The sequence below is a fragment of the Rhodopseudomonas telluris genome, assembly GCF_042432815.1.
In the GTDB taxonomy this organism is placed as follows: Bacteria; Pseudomonadota; Alphaproteobacteria; order Rhizobiales; family Xanthobacteraceae; genus Rhodopseudomonas; species Rhodopseudomonas telluris.
Window position 1 is genome coordinate 503,083 of sequence record NZ_JBHLWM010000005.1, and the last position, 15,795, is coordinate 518,877.

The 15,795-nt window shown below is 66.2% G+C and carries 14 protein-coding genes; 8 read left to right on the plus strand and 6 right to left on the minus strand.

Annotated features, from left to right (window positions below; all coding sequences use genetic code 11):
* The first annotated feature begins 290 nt into the window (after positions 1 to 290).
* Together ACFFJ6_RS13905 and fliP are read left to right on the plus strand one after the other, a co-directional pair.
* Positions 291 to 1,292, plus strand: a complete 1,002-nt coding sequence (locus tag ACFFJ6_RS13905) for a flagellar biosynthetic protein FliO (RefSeq protein WP_378388640.1) — start codon at positions 291 to 293, stop codon at positions 1,290 to 1,292.
* Complete coding sequence (gene fliP / locus ACFFJ6_RS13910) at positions 1,289 to 2,053, plus strand: flagellar type III secretion system pore protein FliP (RefSeq protein ID WP_378388642.1); 765 nt, start codon at positions 1,289 to 1,291, stop codon at positions 2,051 to 2,053. Before ACFFJ6_RS13905 ends, fliP begins: the two co-directional genes overlap by 4 nt.
* Before the next feature lie 67 nt (positions 2,054 to 2,120).
* Here the strand turns inward: fliP and ACFFJ6_RS13915 are convergent, their stop codons facing one another.
* On the minus strand, positions 2,121 to 2,993 hold the full coding sequence (locus ACFFJ6_RS13915; RefSeq protein WP_378388644.1) for a TetR/AcrR family transcriptional regulator: 873 nt from the start codon (positions 2,991 to 2,993) through the stop codon (positions 2,121 to 2,123).
* On the opposite strand from ACFFJ6_RS13915, the gene ACFFJ6_RS13920 reads away from it, so the two are divergent.
* Positions 2,971 to 4,107 carry an FAD-dependent oxidoreductase gene (locus ACFFJ6_RS13920; RefSeq protein ID WP_378388646.1) on the plus strand — a complete coding sequence of 379 codons (1,137 nt, stop codon included), beginning with the start codon at positions 2,971 to 2,973 and terminating at the stop codon, positions 4,105 to 4,107. The genes ACFFJ6_RS13915 and ACFFJ6_RS13920 overlap by 23 nt on opposite strands.
* Here the strand turns inward: ACFFJ6_RS13920 and ACFFJ6_RS13925 are convergent.
* On the minus strand, positions 4,089 to 7,895 hold the full coding sequence (locus tag ACFFJ6_RS13925; protein ID WP_378388648.1) for a tetratricopeptide repeat protein: 3,807 nt from the start codon (positions 7,893 to 7,895) through the stop codon (positions 4,089 to 4,091). The genes ACFFJ6_RS13920 and ACFFJ6_RS13925 overlap by 19 nt on opposite strands.
* 344 nt (positions 7,896 to 8,239) lie before the next feature.
* Between ACFFJ6_RS13925 and ACFFJ6_RS13930 the strand changes: the two genes are divergently transcribed.
* Complete coding sequence (locus ACFFJ6_RS13930) at positions 8,240 to 8,569, plus strand: GrlR family regulatory protein (protein WP_378388650.1); 330 nt, start codon at positions 8,240 to 8,242, stop codon at positions 8,567 to 8,569.
* Between the two features lie 273 nt (positions 8,570 to 8,842).
* Here ACFFJ6_RS13930 and ACFFJ6_RS13935 read toward each other — a convergent pair whose 3' ends face one another.
* From ACFFJ6_RS13935 to fliL, 4 genes are read right to left on the minus strand one after another with little or no spacing between them, the layout of a single operon-like run.
* Positions 8,843 to 9,631: a MotE family protein gene (locus tag ACFFJ6_RS13935; protein WP_378388652.1), complete on the minus strand. Its 789-nt coding sequence runs from the start codon at positions 9,629 to 9,631 to the stop codon at positions 8,843 to 8,845.
* The gene (locus ACFFJ6_RS13940; protein ID WP_378388654.1) at positions 9,628 to 10,065 is read right to left on the minus strand and encodes a DUF6468 domain-containing protein; all 438 of its coding nucleotides are present in this window, start codon (positions 10,063 to 10,065) and stop codon (positions 9,628 to 9,630) included. The genes ACFFJ6_RS13935 and ACFFJ6_RS13940 overlap by 4 nt, the downstream gene beginning before the upstream one ends.
* On the minus strand, positions 10,062 to 11,264 hold the full coding sequence (fliM, locus tag ACFFJ6_RS13945) for a flagellar motor switch protein FliM (RefSeq protein WP_378388657.1): 1,203 nt from the start codon (positions 11,262 to 11,264) through the stop codon (positions 10,062 to 10,064). The genes ACFFJ6_RS13940 and fliM overlap by 4 nt, the downstream gene beginning before the upstream one ends.
* Positions 11,265 to 11,270: 6 nt before the next feature.
* Positions 11,271 to 11,774 (minus strand): flagellar basal body-associated protein FliL, encoded by a 504-nt coding sequence (fliL, locus tag ACFFJ6_RS13950; RefSeq protein WP_378388659.1) that lies wholly within the window; start codon positions 11,772 to 11,774, stop codon positions 11,271 to 11,273.
* A gap of 360 nt (positions 11,775 to 12,134) precedes the next feature.
* Between fliL and flgF the strand changes: the two genes are divergently transcribed.
* From flgF to flgH, 4 genes are read left to right on the plus strand one after another with little or no spacing between them, the layout of a single operon-like run.
* A complete protein-coding gene (gene flgF, locus ACFFJ6_RS13955) occupies positions 12,135 to 12,896 on the plus strand; it encodes a flagellar basal-body rod protein FlgF (protein WP_378388661.1) in 762 nt (253 codons plus the stop codon).
* 11 nt (positions 12,897 to 12,907) lie between these two features.
* On the plus strand, positions 12,908 to 13,696 hold the full coding sequence (flgG, locus tag ACFFJ6_RS13960; protein WP_378388663.1) for a flagellar basal-body rod protein FlgG: 789 nt from the start codon (positions 12,908 to 12,910) through the stop codon (positions 13,694 to 13,696).
* 12 nt (positions 13,697 to 13,708) lie between these two features.
* Positions 13,709 to 14,785: a flagellar basal body P-ring formation chaperone FlgA gene (gene flgA / locus ACFFJ6_RS13965; protein WP_378388665.1), complete on the plus strand. Its 1,077-nt coding sequence runs from the start codon at positions 13,709 to 13,711 to the stop codon at positions 14,783 to 14,785.
* A 5-nt stretch (positions 14,786 to 14,790) separates the two neighbouring features.
* The gene (gene flgH / locus ACFFJ6_RS13970) at positions 14,791 to 15,549 is read left to right on the plus strand and encodes a flagellar basal body L-ring protein FlgH (RefSeq protein ID WP_378388667.1); all 759 of its coding nucleotides are present in this window, start codon (positions 14,791 to 14,793) and stop codon (positions 15,547 to 15,549) included.
* Positions 15,550 to 15,795 lie beyond the last annotated feature (246 nt).

A 15,795-nucleotide genomic window follows, 5' to 3' on the forward strand; every position in this document is an offset into this window, starting at 1 on the left:
GGAGTAGGCAGAATTTGCCGAGTGGATGGTTAACGGCCGGTTAAGATTCGTTACGAAAGGCTTGAGACTTCGTTACGAAAGCGTTGCCGCTGGCCGTGCGCCAGCCGGGATGCGGCCGATCGCACGGTTTGGTCCCCATGATTCGTGGCGTATGAGAAAAATCGGATGGCAGTTCCGGCCGCCGGTTATTAAGAAGGAGTTAAGGAGCGCGCCGCGCGTCGCGGGGCCCTGGCCCGTTTGGGGCGGCTACCGACGAAGGCAAGACCGACGCGCTTCTCCGGGGATCGAGCATGCAGCAGCCATTGATGTTCTTTTTTGCGTTTCTGGCCGTTCTGGCGATGATCGGCGCGGCCGCCTGGCTGGTCCGCCGGTTCGCCGGCAACCGCCTCGGCACGCACACCAAGAGCGGCCGGATGCCCCGACTTGCGGTGATCGATGCCGCAGCGGTCGATGGCCGGCGCCGGCTGGTTCTGGTCCGCCGCGACAATGTCGAGCATCTTCTGATGATCGGCGGCCCCAGCGACATCGTCATCGAGACCAGCATCGTGCGCGCCAACCCGGCACGCGAGGCCGTGCGTACGGGGCCGAGCGTCGAACCCCGGCTCGGACCGGCGGATTGGGAGACGGAAACCGCCCCCGAAGCGCCCGAGCCGGTGATGCCCGAGCTGCCGCCGCGCCCGGCGCGGCCGTCCTTCGCCGACGAGCCCCGCCGGCCAGGTCCGCCTCCGATGCCGCCGCGCCGCACCAGCGAGTTTCCGGCCAGCGATCCGTTCGCCGGCCTCGCCCCGGAGCCCATGGTCCGTCCCGAACTCCCGCCGATCGGCAGACCGGAGCCGCGTCCCGAGCCGCGCGCGCCTGAGCCGCGCCTCGAGCCCGCGCCGCGCCCGCGTCAGGATCCGGTGATGCCGCGCCCGCCGCGACCGGAGCTGCCGAAAGCGCCGCCTCCGATCCGCGCCGAGCGTCCTGTCCCGCCGCCCCCTGTTGCGCCCCCCGCTCCGCCTGCGCCGGCCGTGGCCGAGCCGCCGTCCGCCTCCGCGCTGTCTGCTGCCGACCAGAATCTCGCCGAGATGGCCAACCGGCTCGAAGCCGCGCTGCGCCGCCCGCCGGACGTCAAGCCGGACGCGCCGGCTGCCGCCGAAACACCAGCTCGCCCCGCGCCACGCGCGCCCGAGCCACGAGCGCCTGAACCGCGTCCCGAGCCGCCGGCTGCCGCGCCGGCGACCAAGTCCGGCTTCGAGAGCCTCGAAGACGAGATGGCGTCGCTGCTGGGCCGCCCGAAGACGCCTTCGTGAGCCGGACGACCAACCCGCGTAGAGTTTTCCATTTTCTCGCCGTCCTGATCGCCAGCGTTGTCGCACTGGCGGCACCGGCGCATGCGCAGGACGTCAGTATCAATCTCGGCGCCGGCGGCGGTACCGGCGTCACCGAGCGTGCGATCCAGCTGATCGCGCTGCTGACGGTGCTGTCGATCGCGCCGTCGATCCTGATCATGATGACGTCGTTCACGCGCATCGTCGTGGTGCTGTCGCTGCTGCGCACCGCGCTCGGCACCGCGACCGCGCCGCCCAACACGGTGATCATCGCGCTGGCGCTGTTCCTCACAGCTTTCGTGATGGGACCAACGCTGCAGAAATCCTACGACGACGGCATCAAGCCGCTGATCGCCAACGAGATGAGTGTCGAGGACGCGCTGGTCCGCGCCTCCGGCCCGCTGCGCATCTTCATGCAGAAGAACGTGCGGGAAAAAGACCTCAAGTTGTTTCTCGACCTCTCCGGCGAGCCGCCGCCGGCAACTCCCGAGGACCTGTCGCTCCGCATCCTGATGCCCGCCTTCATGATCTCGGAGCTGAAGCGCGCCTTCGAGATCGGCTTCCTGCTGTTCCTGCCGTTCCTGATCATCGACCTCGTGGTCGCCTCGGTGCTGATGTCGATGGGCATGATGATGCTGCCGCCAGTCGTGGTGTCGCTGCCGTTCAAGCTGATCTTCTTCGTGCTGGTCGACGGCTGGTCGCTGGTGGCGGGAAGCCTGGTGCAGAGCTACGGCGGGAGTTAGTCAGCTCAGTCGCGCGTTGGGCAAGTCCTCGTCCGCGGCCGACGCCGTCGCACGTGATAACATCTATCTAAACACCACGCCTGTTTGATGTCTGTGGCCGAGTTGACGGTCTTCGCGACGCTGCGCCCCTTGGGGCTCGGCTACGCCGCGCCGAGTCGATACCCCTGAGAATAAGGTCGATACCAGCCAGAAAGTCGGCCCGGTCGTCGTGAGTGAGCAACCGTCCCGCGATGCCTTGCGTGAAGGGATATTCGGCAGGATCTAGCTCGGACCAGGCCGTCGACACCGATCCCAGGAAGTGGGAGCGATCCAGGCCGAGGGTCCGGGCAAGTTGCCCGTTGGCTGCGTTCTGCCCGCCGACACCGAGGATGTAGTTCAGCAACGCCCCGACCGTCGCCCACCGCTCCTCGTCCGGCACACCAAGAGCGCAAACCGGCTGAGCGATGCTTTCGAGAATGCGCACCATCGGCAACCGTCCAGGCGCGCGTGCCAGTGCCGAACCGACCCACGGATGCGCGTCGATCATGTCGAACACCCCCCGAGCGAGGCCACGAATGGTCGCTTCCGGCGTCGCGCCCGCCAAAGAGGCGTTGAGCGTGCGGGCGACGATGGAGTCGCAGGCGGCGATCAGCAGCTCGCTCTTGTTGGGGATGTGCCCATAGATGGCGCCCGGCCCGGTGGAAAGCCGTTCGGACAGGGCGCGGAATGTCAGGCCGTCCTCTCCGCTGCTGTCCAACAGATCGATCGACGCTTCGATAATGCGCTCCCGCGAGAGCGCTTGCAGCCGTCGCCGGGTGCCACCTGCATGTCTGACCATGCCGCATCTTGACAGGTTTGGAATGCCGTTCCAATAGACTGGAACGACGTTCCATAGGCGCCTTGGCGCGTCCCCAATGGCGACCCGCAACGGAGCAACAATGAACAACCCGATCGCGATCATCGGCGCCGGGCTCGGCGGGCTGACGCTTGCCAGGATCCTCCACGTTCACGGCATCGCAGCCACGGTCTACGACGCGGAAGCATCAGCGGCCGCGCGGCCACAGGGCGGCTTGCTCGATATTCACGAATACAATGGGCAGCTCGCGCTTAAGGCCGCGGGACTGTTCGATCGGTTTCGTGCGATCATCCAGCCCGGCGCCGATGCAAAGCGGATCGTCGACAACGCCGGCAACATCTTGCTGGACTGGCCGGATCGCGGCGGCGGCGGTCGGCCCGAGGTCGACCGCGGCGATCTCCGGAGGATTCTGCTCGACTCTCTTCCCGCCGACACGGTCCGCTGGGGACACAGGCTGGCAGCGGTGTCACCGATGGGCGGCGGGCGGCACATGCTGACGTTCACCAACGGCTCGACGGTGAGTACCGATCTGCTGGTGGGGGCCGACGGCGCGTGGTCGAAAGTTCGACCGCTTCTTTCCAAAGCAACGCCCGCCTATGTCGGCACGACGTTCATCGAGACCGAATTGTTCGATGCCGACACCCGCCACAAGGCCAGCGCTGAAGCGATCGGTGGCGGCACGATGATGGCAATTGCATCGGGCAAAGGCATCCTTGCTCACCGCCACGCCAACGGCACGCTGCATACCTACGTGGCCCTGAACAAGCCAGAAGACTGGTTTGTCAGCATCGACTTCACCGACCGGGCGACGGCCTTGGCCACGGTCGCGTCGGAATTCAGCGGTTGGGCTCCGCAGCTGACGGCCCTCATTACCGACAGCGAGACCGAACCCGTGCTTCGCCCGCTCCATGCGCTTCCAGTCGATCACCATTGGGATCGCCTGCCCGGCGTTACGCTGCTCGGCGATGCGGCGCACTTGATGTCGCCGTTTGCCGGCGAAGGAGCCAATCTCGCCATGTACGACGGCGCCGAGCTTGGCAAGGCGATCGCCGCCAATGCCAATGACGTCGACGCCGCGCTCGTCGCTTATGAAAAAGAACTCTTCCCCCGCAGCGCGTCCGCGGCGGCCGAGACTGACCGGAACCTCAGATTGTTCTTCAGCAGCGCCGCGCCTCAGTGCGTGGTCGACCTCTTTGGCAACTACCTGCCCGTCACGTAGTCGCCCGTCCGCCGCTGTCGCGCAGCGCCGGGGGATTGCTGGTCCGCCGCAGCCTCGCGCCGCTTGCCGGTGATCGCCGGCACAGACCCGGTCGACGTTATATCCGCACCCGGCGGCGTCGCACGCGCGCTGGCGTCGGGGAAGCGCTGCTTCATCTCGCGCAGGAAGCCTTCCAGCGTGTCGACGCTGGCGGCCATCTTGGCGATGGCCGCAAAGGCGGCACTGTCGCCGGAGGTCGGCTTGCTGGCGATGTCGAAGGCGGCGAGATCGGCCGGATCGGTCATCAGCGGCGCGAATTTCTCGCGGAAGCGGCCGAGGCCGAGCGCATCCTCGGCCAGCGCGTAACCGACCACGGCGCGGATCACGTCGCTCTTCTCGTCCGACGACAGCGGCGTGAAATCCTTCCAGCGATCGCCGAGATACAATTCGATCTGCTCCGACGACTCGCGCCAGCGCCGCGCCGCCCAGTAGATGTCGGAGCGCAGACGGATCGCCTCGCGGCCCCCAATATTGCTGATGATATCGAGCGCGAGATCATGACGGCCGATGTCGCTCTGCGCGCGGGCCTCGATCAGCAGCCGCTGCTGACGCAGTTCGCCGGCGAGGTCGGCGATGCGTGACGAGTGCAGCGCTGCGATCGCGCGATCCGGCTTGCGGTTCATCAGATAGACCATCGCCAGTCGCGCCGCGACCTGCGCGCGCGCCGCGCCTTCGAGCCGCTTGTCGACCTGGTACTGCAGCAGCTCGCTCGCCTGATCCAGCAGATCGACCGCCACCAGGCGATCGGCCAGCCGGCGGATCATCTCGTCGCCGCGGCGGCCGATTGGCGTCAGTTCGCGGAATTCGTAGAAGGTCGCGAGTGCCTCGATCGGCGGAATGTCGTCGCCCTTGTTGCCGATATACATTTGGGCGAACAGCGCGCGGCTGTCGTCCTGCGCCTGGCGCGCATATTCGGAATTCGGCGCGAGCTGCGTCGCGGTCTTGGCCGCCGTCAGGGAGTCGCGATAGCGACCGGCATTGGCATAGAGTTTCGACAGCAATTGCTGAGTGCGGACTTCGAGATCGTCGCCGCGCCAGGTCATCGACAGCCGCTCGAGCTCCGGCAATGCTTCTTCCGGCGTGAGCTCGTTGCGCTTGCTGCGCAGCACGATGTCGCGGAATTTGGCTTCGCTGGCCGCCTGCCGGTCCGGCGAGGCCATCGCCTCCTTGTAGCGGCGCAGCGCGTCCTGATCGCGGCCGAGCGCTTCGTCAAGCCAGCCACGCATCATCGTGAGCTGCGGCGCCATCGCGGGCGGCACGCCGACCAGATCGAAGTCGCTGCTGATCTTCGCGGCACCGGCATAGTCGCGCACTTCCAGCGAGGCGCGCATGGCGGTCTCCAGCACCTCGCGCTGAATATCCAGCGGCAGCGCCGTGATGGCGAATTGCACCGACTTCAGCTTCTCGCGCGCCTCGGCCCACTTGCCCTGGCGCGCCAGCGCAACGCCCTTCCACATCTGCGCGTCGTAGGTCGACGCGATCGCCGGGTTGGCGATGTCCTTCAGCGTCTGCTCCGGCCGCTCCATCAGGGCGCTGGCGGCGGCGTGGCCGATCATCGTCGCCGCGTCCTCCTGCCCGGACTTCATCCCGAGCAGCGCCAGATCGAGCGCGCCCTTGGATTCCTGATACATGCCGCGCGCCATGTAGAACCGCGCCAGATCCAGCCGCGCCGGCAGAACGTCGTCGCCGGTCGCTGCCGAGAGCGCGTTGATATGGGCGTCGAGGGCGGGCAGATAGCGCCCCTCCTGATCCTTCGACCACTGCGTCACGTCGAAGAAGGGCCGCTCGGCCGGCGTGCCCGCCTGCCCCGCCGGCTCTGCGGACGACAACGTCAGCCCGCCCGGGCGCGTCAGCACCACCGCGTCGGCTGCCGTCTCGACCGTCACGTCGTCGGACTTCAGTTCGACCACGACGCCGTGCAGCGTCTCCAGCAGATTGAATTCGACAAAGGTCTGCCGCTTGATGAAGCCGCGCGGCGGCGGCAGCGCCGTCACCACCGTCAGTGCGTCACCGGCTTCCGGATCAATCAGGCGATGCATCTGGCCGAGCCCGCTCAACGCGATGCTGACGGTCGCCCGGTTCGGATCGGCGATGTTGCGTACCGCGGTCAGTGGTCGTGACGCGGAGCGGCCGGAATCGGCCAGCGTGATCGACCAGGATTTCCCGGCACCATCCTCATCGTTCAGGGTCGCGAGTTGCGGGCGGTCGAGCCGGATACGGATGGCCTGTCCGTTCGGCAGCGGCACGCGGCTCACGTCGCCGACGATACCGCCGCCTTCGCGGCGGATCGCGGTGAGATCGAACGGCACGGTGTTATCGAGCACCAGCCACAACACCTCGCCGCGCCGGAACAGCGCCGCCGGCGTCGGTTGCGCGAAAGCGAGATCGAGCTGCAGTCCGTCGGAGGTGCGGCGCGCCTCGACCGGGCGGGCGGCGCCGGACAGGGCGGGATTTGCAGCCGCCGCGGGGGCACTCGGCACATTGGCGGAAGGAGTGGCAGGCGGGGCAGCCGGCGCGACCATCGCGGCAACGGCAGGTCCGGCTGCGGCGACGACCGCGGCGGGAGTGGCCACTGCCGGCGGCGCGGCCGGGGCAACAGCTTTGTCGCCGAGGCGGGACGAAGGGCCGGCGGGCGACGGCTCCACCGCCGGTTTCGGCGCAGCGACGGCGGGTGCGGCCGGCTTCGCCACAGGTTTCGCGTCGGGCTTTGCCTCGGACTTGGTTTCAGGCTTGGCTTCGGCCTTGCCCCCAGCCTTGACCTCGGGGGCAGCCGCCGGCTTGATCTCCGGCTTGGCGATCTCGGGCTTTGCCTCGGGTTTGCCAGAATCGGTTTTCGCTTCCGGATTGGCGGTCTCGATCTTGGCGATCTCCGGCAACACCAGCGCTGCGCCGTTCTTCTTCGGCGGCTCGCTCTCCTGCGGCTGGAAGCTGACGTCGACGATGAAGTTCTTGTCTTCGCGGAAGGAGCGCACATCGGCGCCGCCGATCAGCGCAAAGTCGACGCTCGAGCCGTTGCCGTCGATCTTCTGGCTGATGGCGCCGACATTCGGTGCACCGGCGAGCTGTGCGTCGGCGAGATCGAAATTCAAGCCGGTGTTGAACTGCACCGTGAGCTTCCTCTCGGTCAGCGTCGACGACACCTGAACGCCCGGCGGGACCTCGAACACGTAGCGCACGAAGGTCGGTTGCATCGAGGCCCGCACGCGGATCGGCGGCCGCTTCTTGACCTCGGCCTTGGCCTGCTGGGCGCGCAGCGCACGCTCGGCGGCCCGCGCACGTTCGGCCAGCGCCTTGACCACGTCCTGCGGCAGGCTCGGCGGTGCGCCGACCCAATTGTCCGGCAGGAAATCGATATAGAGGCGCTCACCGGCCACCATCGGATTGACGGTGAACTTGCGCAGCAGCGCCAGCCGCACCGCATAGCCGTCCGGATCGAGCCGGGCCGAACCGATGTACTCGCGCGCGGAGTCGGCCAGCTTGTCGATCGGGATGTCGACCGGCTTTTTGAACCTGATCACCACGATCAGCCCGGCCATCACCACGTCGGAATCGACATCCTCGGCGAGCTTGAACAGCAGCCGGCCATAGCCGCCGGTCGCCTCGAAACTCGCTTCGCCGCGCACCGCTTGTGCGGCAGCCGGATGTGCCGACAGCAACACGCCGAAACAGACGGCCAGCGTCAGGCAGACTCGTGCGAGGCGCCACCAGAGCACCTGCGACCAGCTTGCAACGGCAGCCATCCGCGCCATCGGTTTCTTCCGGTCAACGACCCTTTTGGCGGGCGAACCGAAGCCGCCCTCTCGCGTTATCCGACGCATCGCGTCCCGCGCGGCACGCCGCGCAGGCAATTCGACGTTACTTCATCATGAAAGCCGTTAACGCTGGTTTAACCATCGCCCCAACCCGTTGGTATCAAAGCAGTGCGACAACCGGGCGGGCAGCTGGGATGCGCCGAGTTTGATTCAAATAGATCGGCTAATCCCGTTTTTTGTAGTATGACCTCGCGCAGACATCCTCCGTTTCTCCCACATCCATATCCGCACCCGCACAGACCAGACTCAGACCAGCCGTTCAATTGGGGACCGCTTTAGTCATGCTGTTGAAGGGATTGTACAAAGTCGAATTTGAAACGCCGCGACGCAAAGCCGTCGGCGTCATTTTCGCCGAAGACGGCAAACTGCGGGGAGGCAGCTCCGCCTTCGCCTATATCGGCACCTACGAACAGGATGGCGGCAAGATCCGCGGCAAGATCAGCAGCCGCCGCCACACCAACGATCCGAACATCGCGTCGGTGTTCGGTGTCGATGAAGTTCGCGTCGAGTTTCACGGCTCGTCGATCGGCGATTTCGCGCAGGTGGAAGGCGTCGCGGCCGAAGCCCCGGCGCTCGGCTTCAAGGCCGTGCTGACGCGGATCTGCGATTAGGATATCGGCCCCCGCAGCTCGCAAGATGACGAGTTCAAGACACGATGAAATCACCCCACGCGGGACGGCGATCTCGCCGCGGATCGCTTTCCTCCCGGTCGGTATGGTCGAAGGTGCGCGTGCGGCGGTTCTCGACATCGTAGCGTGACCAGGTCGGGCGACCACCGTGCGCAAAGTCGAGACATGCGCCCTGGAAACGCCGGCTCATCTCCCGCGACGCCTTCTTGCTGAAGCGATCGAGCTTGCCGAGATCAGCCGGCCGCGCGCACTCGCCTACTGCCGCGCCGGCACCGGCCGTCCCTCGATCTTCGGAAGCGCTGCCGCCGAGGCCGTGGCTGCGCCCTTGCCGCTGGCGCGGCGTGCCAGCTCCACCGTCAGCTTCTCGGCGGCTTCCGGCGTCATCAGGCCGAGAATGTCGGACATCTTGCGCGGCGCGATCTGAGACGCGATTTCGATCAGCACCGGCATTTCCAGCCGATCGAAAATCTTCGCGGCATCCTTGGGCTTCATCGACTCGTACATCGTGATGATGCCCTTGAACCGCGTCGCATCCGCCTCGCTCTTCTGCTCGTTGGCCTTGCCGATCTGGCCCTCGGTCGCCTTCATCTCCTCGACGCGGGACTCGATGCGCTTTTCCGCGGCTTTCAGCAGGCTCTCGCGAATCTCGACCTCACGCGCGCGGGCGTCGAGCTCCTGCCGGCGCGCCTGCAGGCGTTCCAGGATGGCGCGCTCGGACGGCGAGATACCGGCGGGCTGATCGACCGGCGGCTCGGATGGCTTGACCTCTTCGGGCGCCGCGACGGCCGGCTTCGGCTCTTCCTTCTTCGGCGGCGCCTGCACCGATCCGGTGATATCGGAGTTCAGATCGGGATCCGCGGCCTTGACGGTGGCTCCGCCCGGATAGTTCAGGTTCGCCTGCGCCCATGACGGCTTGCTGGTGTTCGGATCGTAATCGAACACGTAGCCGCCATCCAGCAGCAGGCCGGCGATCTTCAGCACGGCGAGGCCGAGGATCGCGACCAGCACAACCGGAAGGATGCGGACGTCCCGAAATGCGTTCATGCAGCGAGGCCGCTGTGTCGTCGCCGTTCGGCGAAGGCTTCAGCCGCCGCGGCGTTGGCGCGCGCCGCCGATAGCTGCGGCTGCGCGTCCGGCTGCTCCGACGACGGCCGCGCGGCGGCGACGATCTTCGACAACCGGCGCAGCACGGCGTCGCCTTCGGCGAGCTGCTTCTTGAGATGCTCGGACAGCGTGCTGGCCGAGGCGATCTCGCGGCCCAGATTCTCGTTGACCTCGCGCACGGTGAGCTTGAGCCCACCGATCGCGCGTTCGGCGATCTCGGTGACGGTGATCAGTTCGCCGATCGTCGCCTTCAGCGACTGTTCGTCGGCTTTCAGGCGCAGCAGCCGCTTGTTGAGCAACCAGCAATAGCCGATCGTCAGCAGCAGCAGCATGGCGACGAGGCTTTCGATGACGAGTCCCAGGGTGTGGCTCATTGTGCCTCCATCATTTTGCTTTGCTCATCGGTCCGTTCGAACATCGCGTAGGTCGTCACCGGCTTGCGCAGCGGTTTGGTAACGCGGATGGCGACGCGGTCACCGACACGGCCCATGCGGCCTTCCGTCAGGGTCACGTTGCCGCAGCGGACTGCGACCAACGCGTCGGCGCGTAGTTCGAGCGGCAGCGTGTCGCCGACCTGCAGCGCCATCAGCTGCTTCAGCGGCACTTCGGCCTCGTACAGCACGGCGTCCACCGAGATGTCGGCTTGGCCGATCTCGGTCGCGAGATGGCCTTCCCAGACCTGATCACGGCCGAATTTCTCGCCCATGAACATCTGCATCAGCACGCCGCGGATCGGTTCGATCGTGGCGTAGGGCAGCAGCAGCTCGATGTTGCCGCCGCGATCTTCCATGTCGATGTGCAGGCGGACCAGGATGGCCGCGTTGGCCGGTCGGCTGATCGCGGCGAAGCGCGGATTGGTCTCGAGGCGGTCGATCGAGAATGCCACCGGCGACAGCGGCCGGAACGCCTGCTCGGCGTCGGCGAGCACGACTTCGAGCAGCCGCTTCACCAGATTGGTTTCGATCGTCGTGTAGGGCCGGCCCTCAATGCGCAGCGACGCCTGGCCGCGGCGGCCACCGAGCAGCACGTCGATCATCGAATAGATCAGACTGGAGTCGACAGTGGCCAGACCGAAGTTCTGCCACTCCTCGGCCTTGAACACGCACAGCACCGCCGGCAGCGGGATCGAATTCATGTAGTCGCCGAACCGCACCGAGGTGATGCGGTCGAGCGAGACTTCAACGTTGTCGGAGGTGAAATTGCGCAGGCTCGTCGTCATCAACCGCACCAGGCGGTCGAACACGATTTCGAGCATCGGCAGACGCTCGTAGGAGACCATCGCCGAGTCGATGATCGCGCGGATGCCCGAGTTCTCGTCGAGACTGACCTCGCCGACGCTGAAGCCGAGGAGATTGTCGATCTCCTCCTGCGACAGCACGCGTTCGCCGCCGTTCTTGCCGCCGCCGAGATCGCGGCCGCCGTCGTCGACCATGGCGGCCCATTGCTCCGCCATCGTCCCGGTAAGTTCGTTCTCCTGCGCGGCCTTCGCTGCGGCCTCGGGATCTTCCGAGGCCATGGACGCTTCCCATTGGGCAGCGATGGCGTCTTGGTCGAGTTGTTCCTGGCCGGCCATGTCAGCTCACTGCACCAGCACTTCCTTGAACAGCACCGCGTTCACCTGGGCAGGTGCGATCGCGACGTTGACCCGGCGGGTCAGCTCTTCCTTCATCCGGAACATGCCGACCGACCCGTTGAGGTCGTTCGAGCGTAGTTCGCGCAAGTACGTCTGAAACAGATCGGTGATCCGCGGCATCGTCGGCTTGATCTGCTCGGCGAGCTTGTCGTCCTTCACCTCGAGCACGATCTTGGCCTTCAGATACTGCACCCGCTCGCCCGGCGAGCCGGCGAGGTTGACCATGATCTCGGGCACCTCGAGGAAGTTCGGCGGCTTCACCTTCTCGGCGGCCTCGGCGTGCTGCTTGTCCTTGTCGTGGCCCTTGGACATGAAGAACCAGGCGCCGCCACCACCGCCGACCAGCACGAGCGCGGCGGCGGCAATGATGATGATCAGCTTCTTCTTGCTTTTAGGCGCAGCGCCTTCGGCGCCCTCGGCGCCTTCTTCCGGTTTTTCTGTATCCGCCATCGGCCGCGTCCGCCTGCAAGAAGAGCCGATGTGCCGTCCAGGCGAACCGTCAACGCGATACTAAAGCCGCCAGCGCCTCGAGCCCTGATTGCACGACGCTAATGTCGCAATGGTTAACGGAACCTTTCCAGACCGCTCCCAGCTAGGAAGTTTTTGCCGGGCAACATGGTCAACAAGTCCTTATTGCCGACCGCCGGGCGACCGAGAAAACAGACAACCAATTGAAATAATTTAACTTTGTAAGTTGGCACGCCGCTCGCAAGACGATGGGGCGAGCCGCGCTTGGGAGAGCATCGGTTCGCGGAGATCCGCGGATGGTCTGGGAGGACCGGAGGCAGATCCTTAAAGGGAGAACCACCGATGCAGAATACGCTTCTGGTCGGCTTGTCGCGGCAGGTCGTGCTCGAACGACAGATGGATGTCGTCGCGAACAACCTGGCGAACATCAATACCAACGGCTTCAAGGCCGAGCGCTCGATGTTTCAGGAATTCCTGAACACCGGGGCGCACGAAGACAATTTCCCGTCGCCGGACCGCCGCGTCAGCTTCGTGCAGGACCGCGCCGCCTATCACGATTTCTCCTCCGGGCCTCTGGACGAAACCAAGAACCCGCTCGACATCGCGATCGACGGCTCGGCCTTCCTGGTGGTGCAGACCCCGGCGGGCGAGCGCTACACCCGCGACGGCAAGCTGACGATCAATCCGCAGGGCCAGCTCGTTAACGCCTCGGGCTACCCGGTGCTCGGCAATTCCGGCCCGATCGTGTTCCAGCCGACCGACAGGGCGATCAACATCGCCGCCGACGGCAATGTCAGCGTGCTCGAGGGCACCGCCACGATCGACTCGCTGCGCGGCAAGCTTCGGCTGGTGTCGTTCGCGCGACCGCAGAGCCTGGAGAAGCAGGGCGGCAACTTGTTCGCCGCCACCAACGATCCAGGCGCGCCGGACACCAAGGCCGTGGTTCGCCAGGGCTTCGTCGAAAAATCGAACGTGAATTCGGTCGCCGAGATGTCTCGGATGATCGCCGTCACCCGCTCCTACCAGTCGGTCGCTTCCCTGCTGCAGCAGGAGGGCGATCTGCAGAAGACCGCCATCGAGCGGCTCGCTGATGTACCGGCGTAAGGAGACCTGAGATGCGCGCACTCTACACCGCAGCGACCGGCATGGCCGCTCAGGAGCTCAACGTCCAGGTGATCTCCAACAACATCGCCAATATGCGGACGACCGGCTTCAAGAAGCAGACCGCGCAGTTTCAGGACCTGATCTACGATCACGTCCGCCGCGTCGGCGCGCAGGCGTCGGACCAGGGCACGATCATTCCGGTCGGCGTCGATATCGGCGGCGGCGTCAAGACCGTCGGCACGCCGCGGCTGATGACGCAGGGCACGCTGTCGACCACCGGCAACGATCTCGACCTCGCGGTCCGCGGCGAAGGCTTCTTCAAGATCCAGATGCCGGACGGCACCTTCCGCTACACCCGCGACGGCTCGTTCACGACCGACAACACCGGCCGCGTGGTGACTGCGAGCGGCAATCCCGTGCAGCCGACCATCACAATCCCGAACGGCGCCTACGGCATCACGGTCGCAACCAACGGCCAGGTCTCGGTGACCGTGTCGGGCTCGACCACGCCGACCGTGATCGGGCAGATCGGCCTGACGCGGTTCATCAACAAGACCGGCCTGCAGCCGGAAGGCGACAATCTGTTCCTCGAGACGCAGGCGTCCGGCCCGCCGCAGGACGGCATCGCCACCAACGATGGTCTCGGCGACATCATGCAGAAGACGCTCGAACAGGCCAACGTCGAAGTCGTCAACGAGATCTCCGACCTGATCGCCGCACAGCGGGCCTACGAGATGAACGCGAAGGTCGTCAGCGCTGCCGACCAGATGCTGCAATCCACGTCCAACATGTTCCGCTAAGGGAGCTGACCGATGATCCGTTCACTCCTCGCCGCCGCCCTGCTCGCAACGCCGCTGGCCGCCGTCGCCGCCGAAACGGCGCCGCAGAGTACGGCTTCCGGGCTGTCGCCGCAGGTCGAAGAAGTTCTCCGCACGCCGGTGCTCCGCGCTCATGTCGATGTTGCCGACGAATTGGTGCGGATCGGCGACCTGATCGACAATGCCGGCGTGGCGGCGCAGATCCCGGTGTATCGGGCGCCCGACCTCGGCACCACCGGCGCACTGTCGACGACGGCGGTGATCGCCGCGCTGCGTGCCCATCAGGTGATCGGCGTCGACACCCGCGACATCCGCGAGGTCACCGTGACGCGGCTCGCGCGCAACCTGGCGGCCAAGGAGATCGAGCAGCAGGTGATCGAGACTCTGCAGCGACGTCACGGCTTCGGTGAGGCCGAGGATCTCGCGCTGAACTGGGACCGCGAGATCGAAGCACGCACGCTGCCCGCCAACTTCGACGGCGCGCCGCAACTGGTCGCCGACCGCTTCGACCGGCGCAGCGGCCGGTTCGACTTCAGCTTCGAAATCGCCGGCGGCGCAGATGCCGCACCGGTGCGGCTGCGCGTCACCGGCACGGTGGTGGAAACCACGCCGGTGGCCGTGCTGACCCGACCGGTCGAACGCAATGAAGTCATCAAGACGTCGGATCTGGCGATCGAGCGCCGGCCGAAGGCCGAAGTCGCTTCCGACACGGTGGCTCGCGACGCCGCGATCGGCATGCAGACCCGGCGCACACTGCGCGGCGGCCAGATCCTTCGCACGGCCGACCTCACCAAGCCCGATCTCGTGACCCGCGACCAGGGCGTGACGCTGATCTACCAGGCCGCCGGCATCTATCTCACCTCGCGCGGCAAGGCATTGGAAACCGGCACGGAGGGCGACGTCATCAACGTGCTCAATCTGCAATCGAAGCGCACCGTGACGGCGACCGTTGTCGGACGCGGCCAGGTGATGGTGTCGGTCGCCGTACCGCGCGTCCTTGCCAGCGCCGCACCGACCCCAGCGCCCGAACCCGCGACCGTCCGCACGTCCGCCTCAGCGAAGCCCGAGTGAGTTCAATGTTCAAGTCAGTTCCGACCAACCGCATCGTCCTGATCACCGCGCTCATCGCGACGGGCGGTCTCGCCGGCGGTTGCTCCTCGATCGACCGGCTCGCCTCGATCGGCGAACGGCCGGCGCTGAGCGCGATCGAAAACCCGACGACGCAGCCCGGCTACAAGCCGGTGCAGATGCCGATGCCGAAGCCGGAGGTCGCGTCCTACAACGCCAACTCGCTATGGCGGAACGGCTCGCGCGCGTTCTTCCGCGATCAGCGCGCCGCCAAGGTCGGCGACATCATGACGGTGACGGTGAACTTCACCGACAAGGCCAACATCGCCAACGAGACCCAGCGCAGCCGGAAGAACTCCGAAGATTCCGGTATCACCGATTTCGCCGGCAGCAAGCTGCTGACCGGCGACGCCGCCAAGGTGCTGCCCGGCCGCATCCTCACCACCGACTCGACCTCCTCGAGCGACGGCAAGGGATCGGTGCAGCGCCAGGAAGCCTTGCAGACCAGCGTCGCCGCGGTGGTGACGCAGGTGCTGCCGAACGGCAACCTGGTGGTCGAGGGCAAGCAGGAAATCCGCGTCAACTTCGAAGTCCGCGAACTGATCGTCGCCGGCATCGTCCGGCCGGAAGACATCCAGAGCGACAACACCATCGACAGCAGCAAGATCGCGCAGGCCCGCATCGCCTATGGTGGCCGCGGCCAGATCACCGACGTGCAGCAGCCGCGCTACGGCCAGCAGGTGATGGACGTGCTGCTCCCGTTCTGATCGTCATGACCTGACAACGAGCTCCCACACCTGGCCGCGAACCTAGGCGCGGCGAGGTGTCTCCAGCGCGGCCTCCTCCGGCTCTCCCTCCGGACGGAGGCCGCGGCCTTTTCATACCACGCGACAGCAGAGCTTCGTCTGTTCGTCTTGTAGTGCCGGGCTTGCCGTGGGCATCCACGAACTACGACGTCAACCGCCAGCAAAACGTGGAGGGCCGGGACGAGTCCGGCCATGACGGGTCAACTC

Excerpts from the sequence above, each read along its gene's own strand:
- ACFFJ6_RS13925 (WP_378388648.1), bottom strand. The coding sequence starts at position 7,895 with ATGGCGCGGATGGCTGCCGTTGCAAGCTGGTCGCAGGTGCTCTGGTGG.
- fliL (WP_378388659.1), bottom strand. The coding sequence starts at position 11,774 with ATGGCGGATACAGAAAAACCGGAAGAAGGCGCCGAGGGCGCCGAAGGC.
- ACFFJ6_RS13905 (WP_378388640.1), top strand. The coding sequence starts at position 291 with ATGCAGCAGCCATTGATGTTCTTTTTTGCGTTTCTGGCCGTTCTGGCG.
- ACFFJ6_RS13940 (WP_378388654.1), bottom strand. The coding sequence starts at position 10,065 with ATGAGCCACACCCTGGGACTCGTCATCGAAAGCCTCGTCGCCATGCTG.
- flgH (WP_378388667.1), top strand. The coding sequence starts at position 14,791 with ATGTTCAAGTCAGTTCCGACCAACCGCATCGTCCTGATCACCGCGCTC.
- ACFFJ6_RS13920 (WP_378388646.1), top strand. The coding sequence starts at position 2,971 with ATGAACAACCCGATCGCGATCATCGGCGCCGGGCTCGGCGGGCTGACG.
- ACFFJ6_RS13930 (WP_378388650.1), top strand. The coding sequence starts at position 8,240 with ATGCTGTTGAAGGGATTGTACAAAGTCGAATTTGAAACGCCGCGACGC.
- flgG (WP_378388663.1), top strand. The coding sequence starts at position 12,908 with ATGCGCGCACTCTACACCGCAGCGACCGGCATGGCCGCTCAGGAGCTC.
- ACFFJ6_RS13935 (WP_378388652.1), bottom strand. The coding sequence starts at position 9,631 with ATGAACGCATTTCGGGACGTCCGCATCCTTCCGGTTGTGCTGGTCGCG.
- flgF (WP_378388661.1), top strand. The coding sequence starts at position 12,135 with ATGCAGAATACGCTTCTGGTCGGCTTGTCGCGGCAGGTCGTGCTCGAA.
- ACFFJ6_RS13915 (WP_378388644.1), bottom strand. The coding sequence starts at position 2,993 with ATGATCGCGATCGGGTTGTTCATTGTTGCTCCGTTGCGGGTCGCCATT.
- flgA (WP_378388665.1), top strand. The coding sequence starts at position 13,709 with ATGATCCGTTCACTCCTCGCCGCCGCCCTGCTCGCAACGCCGCTGGCC.
- fliM (WP_378388657.1), bottom strand. The coding sequence starts at position 11,264 with ATGGCCGGCCAGGAACAACTCGACCAAGACGCCATCGCTGCCCAATGG.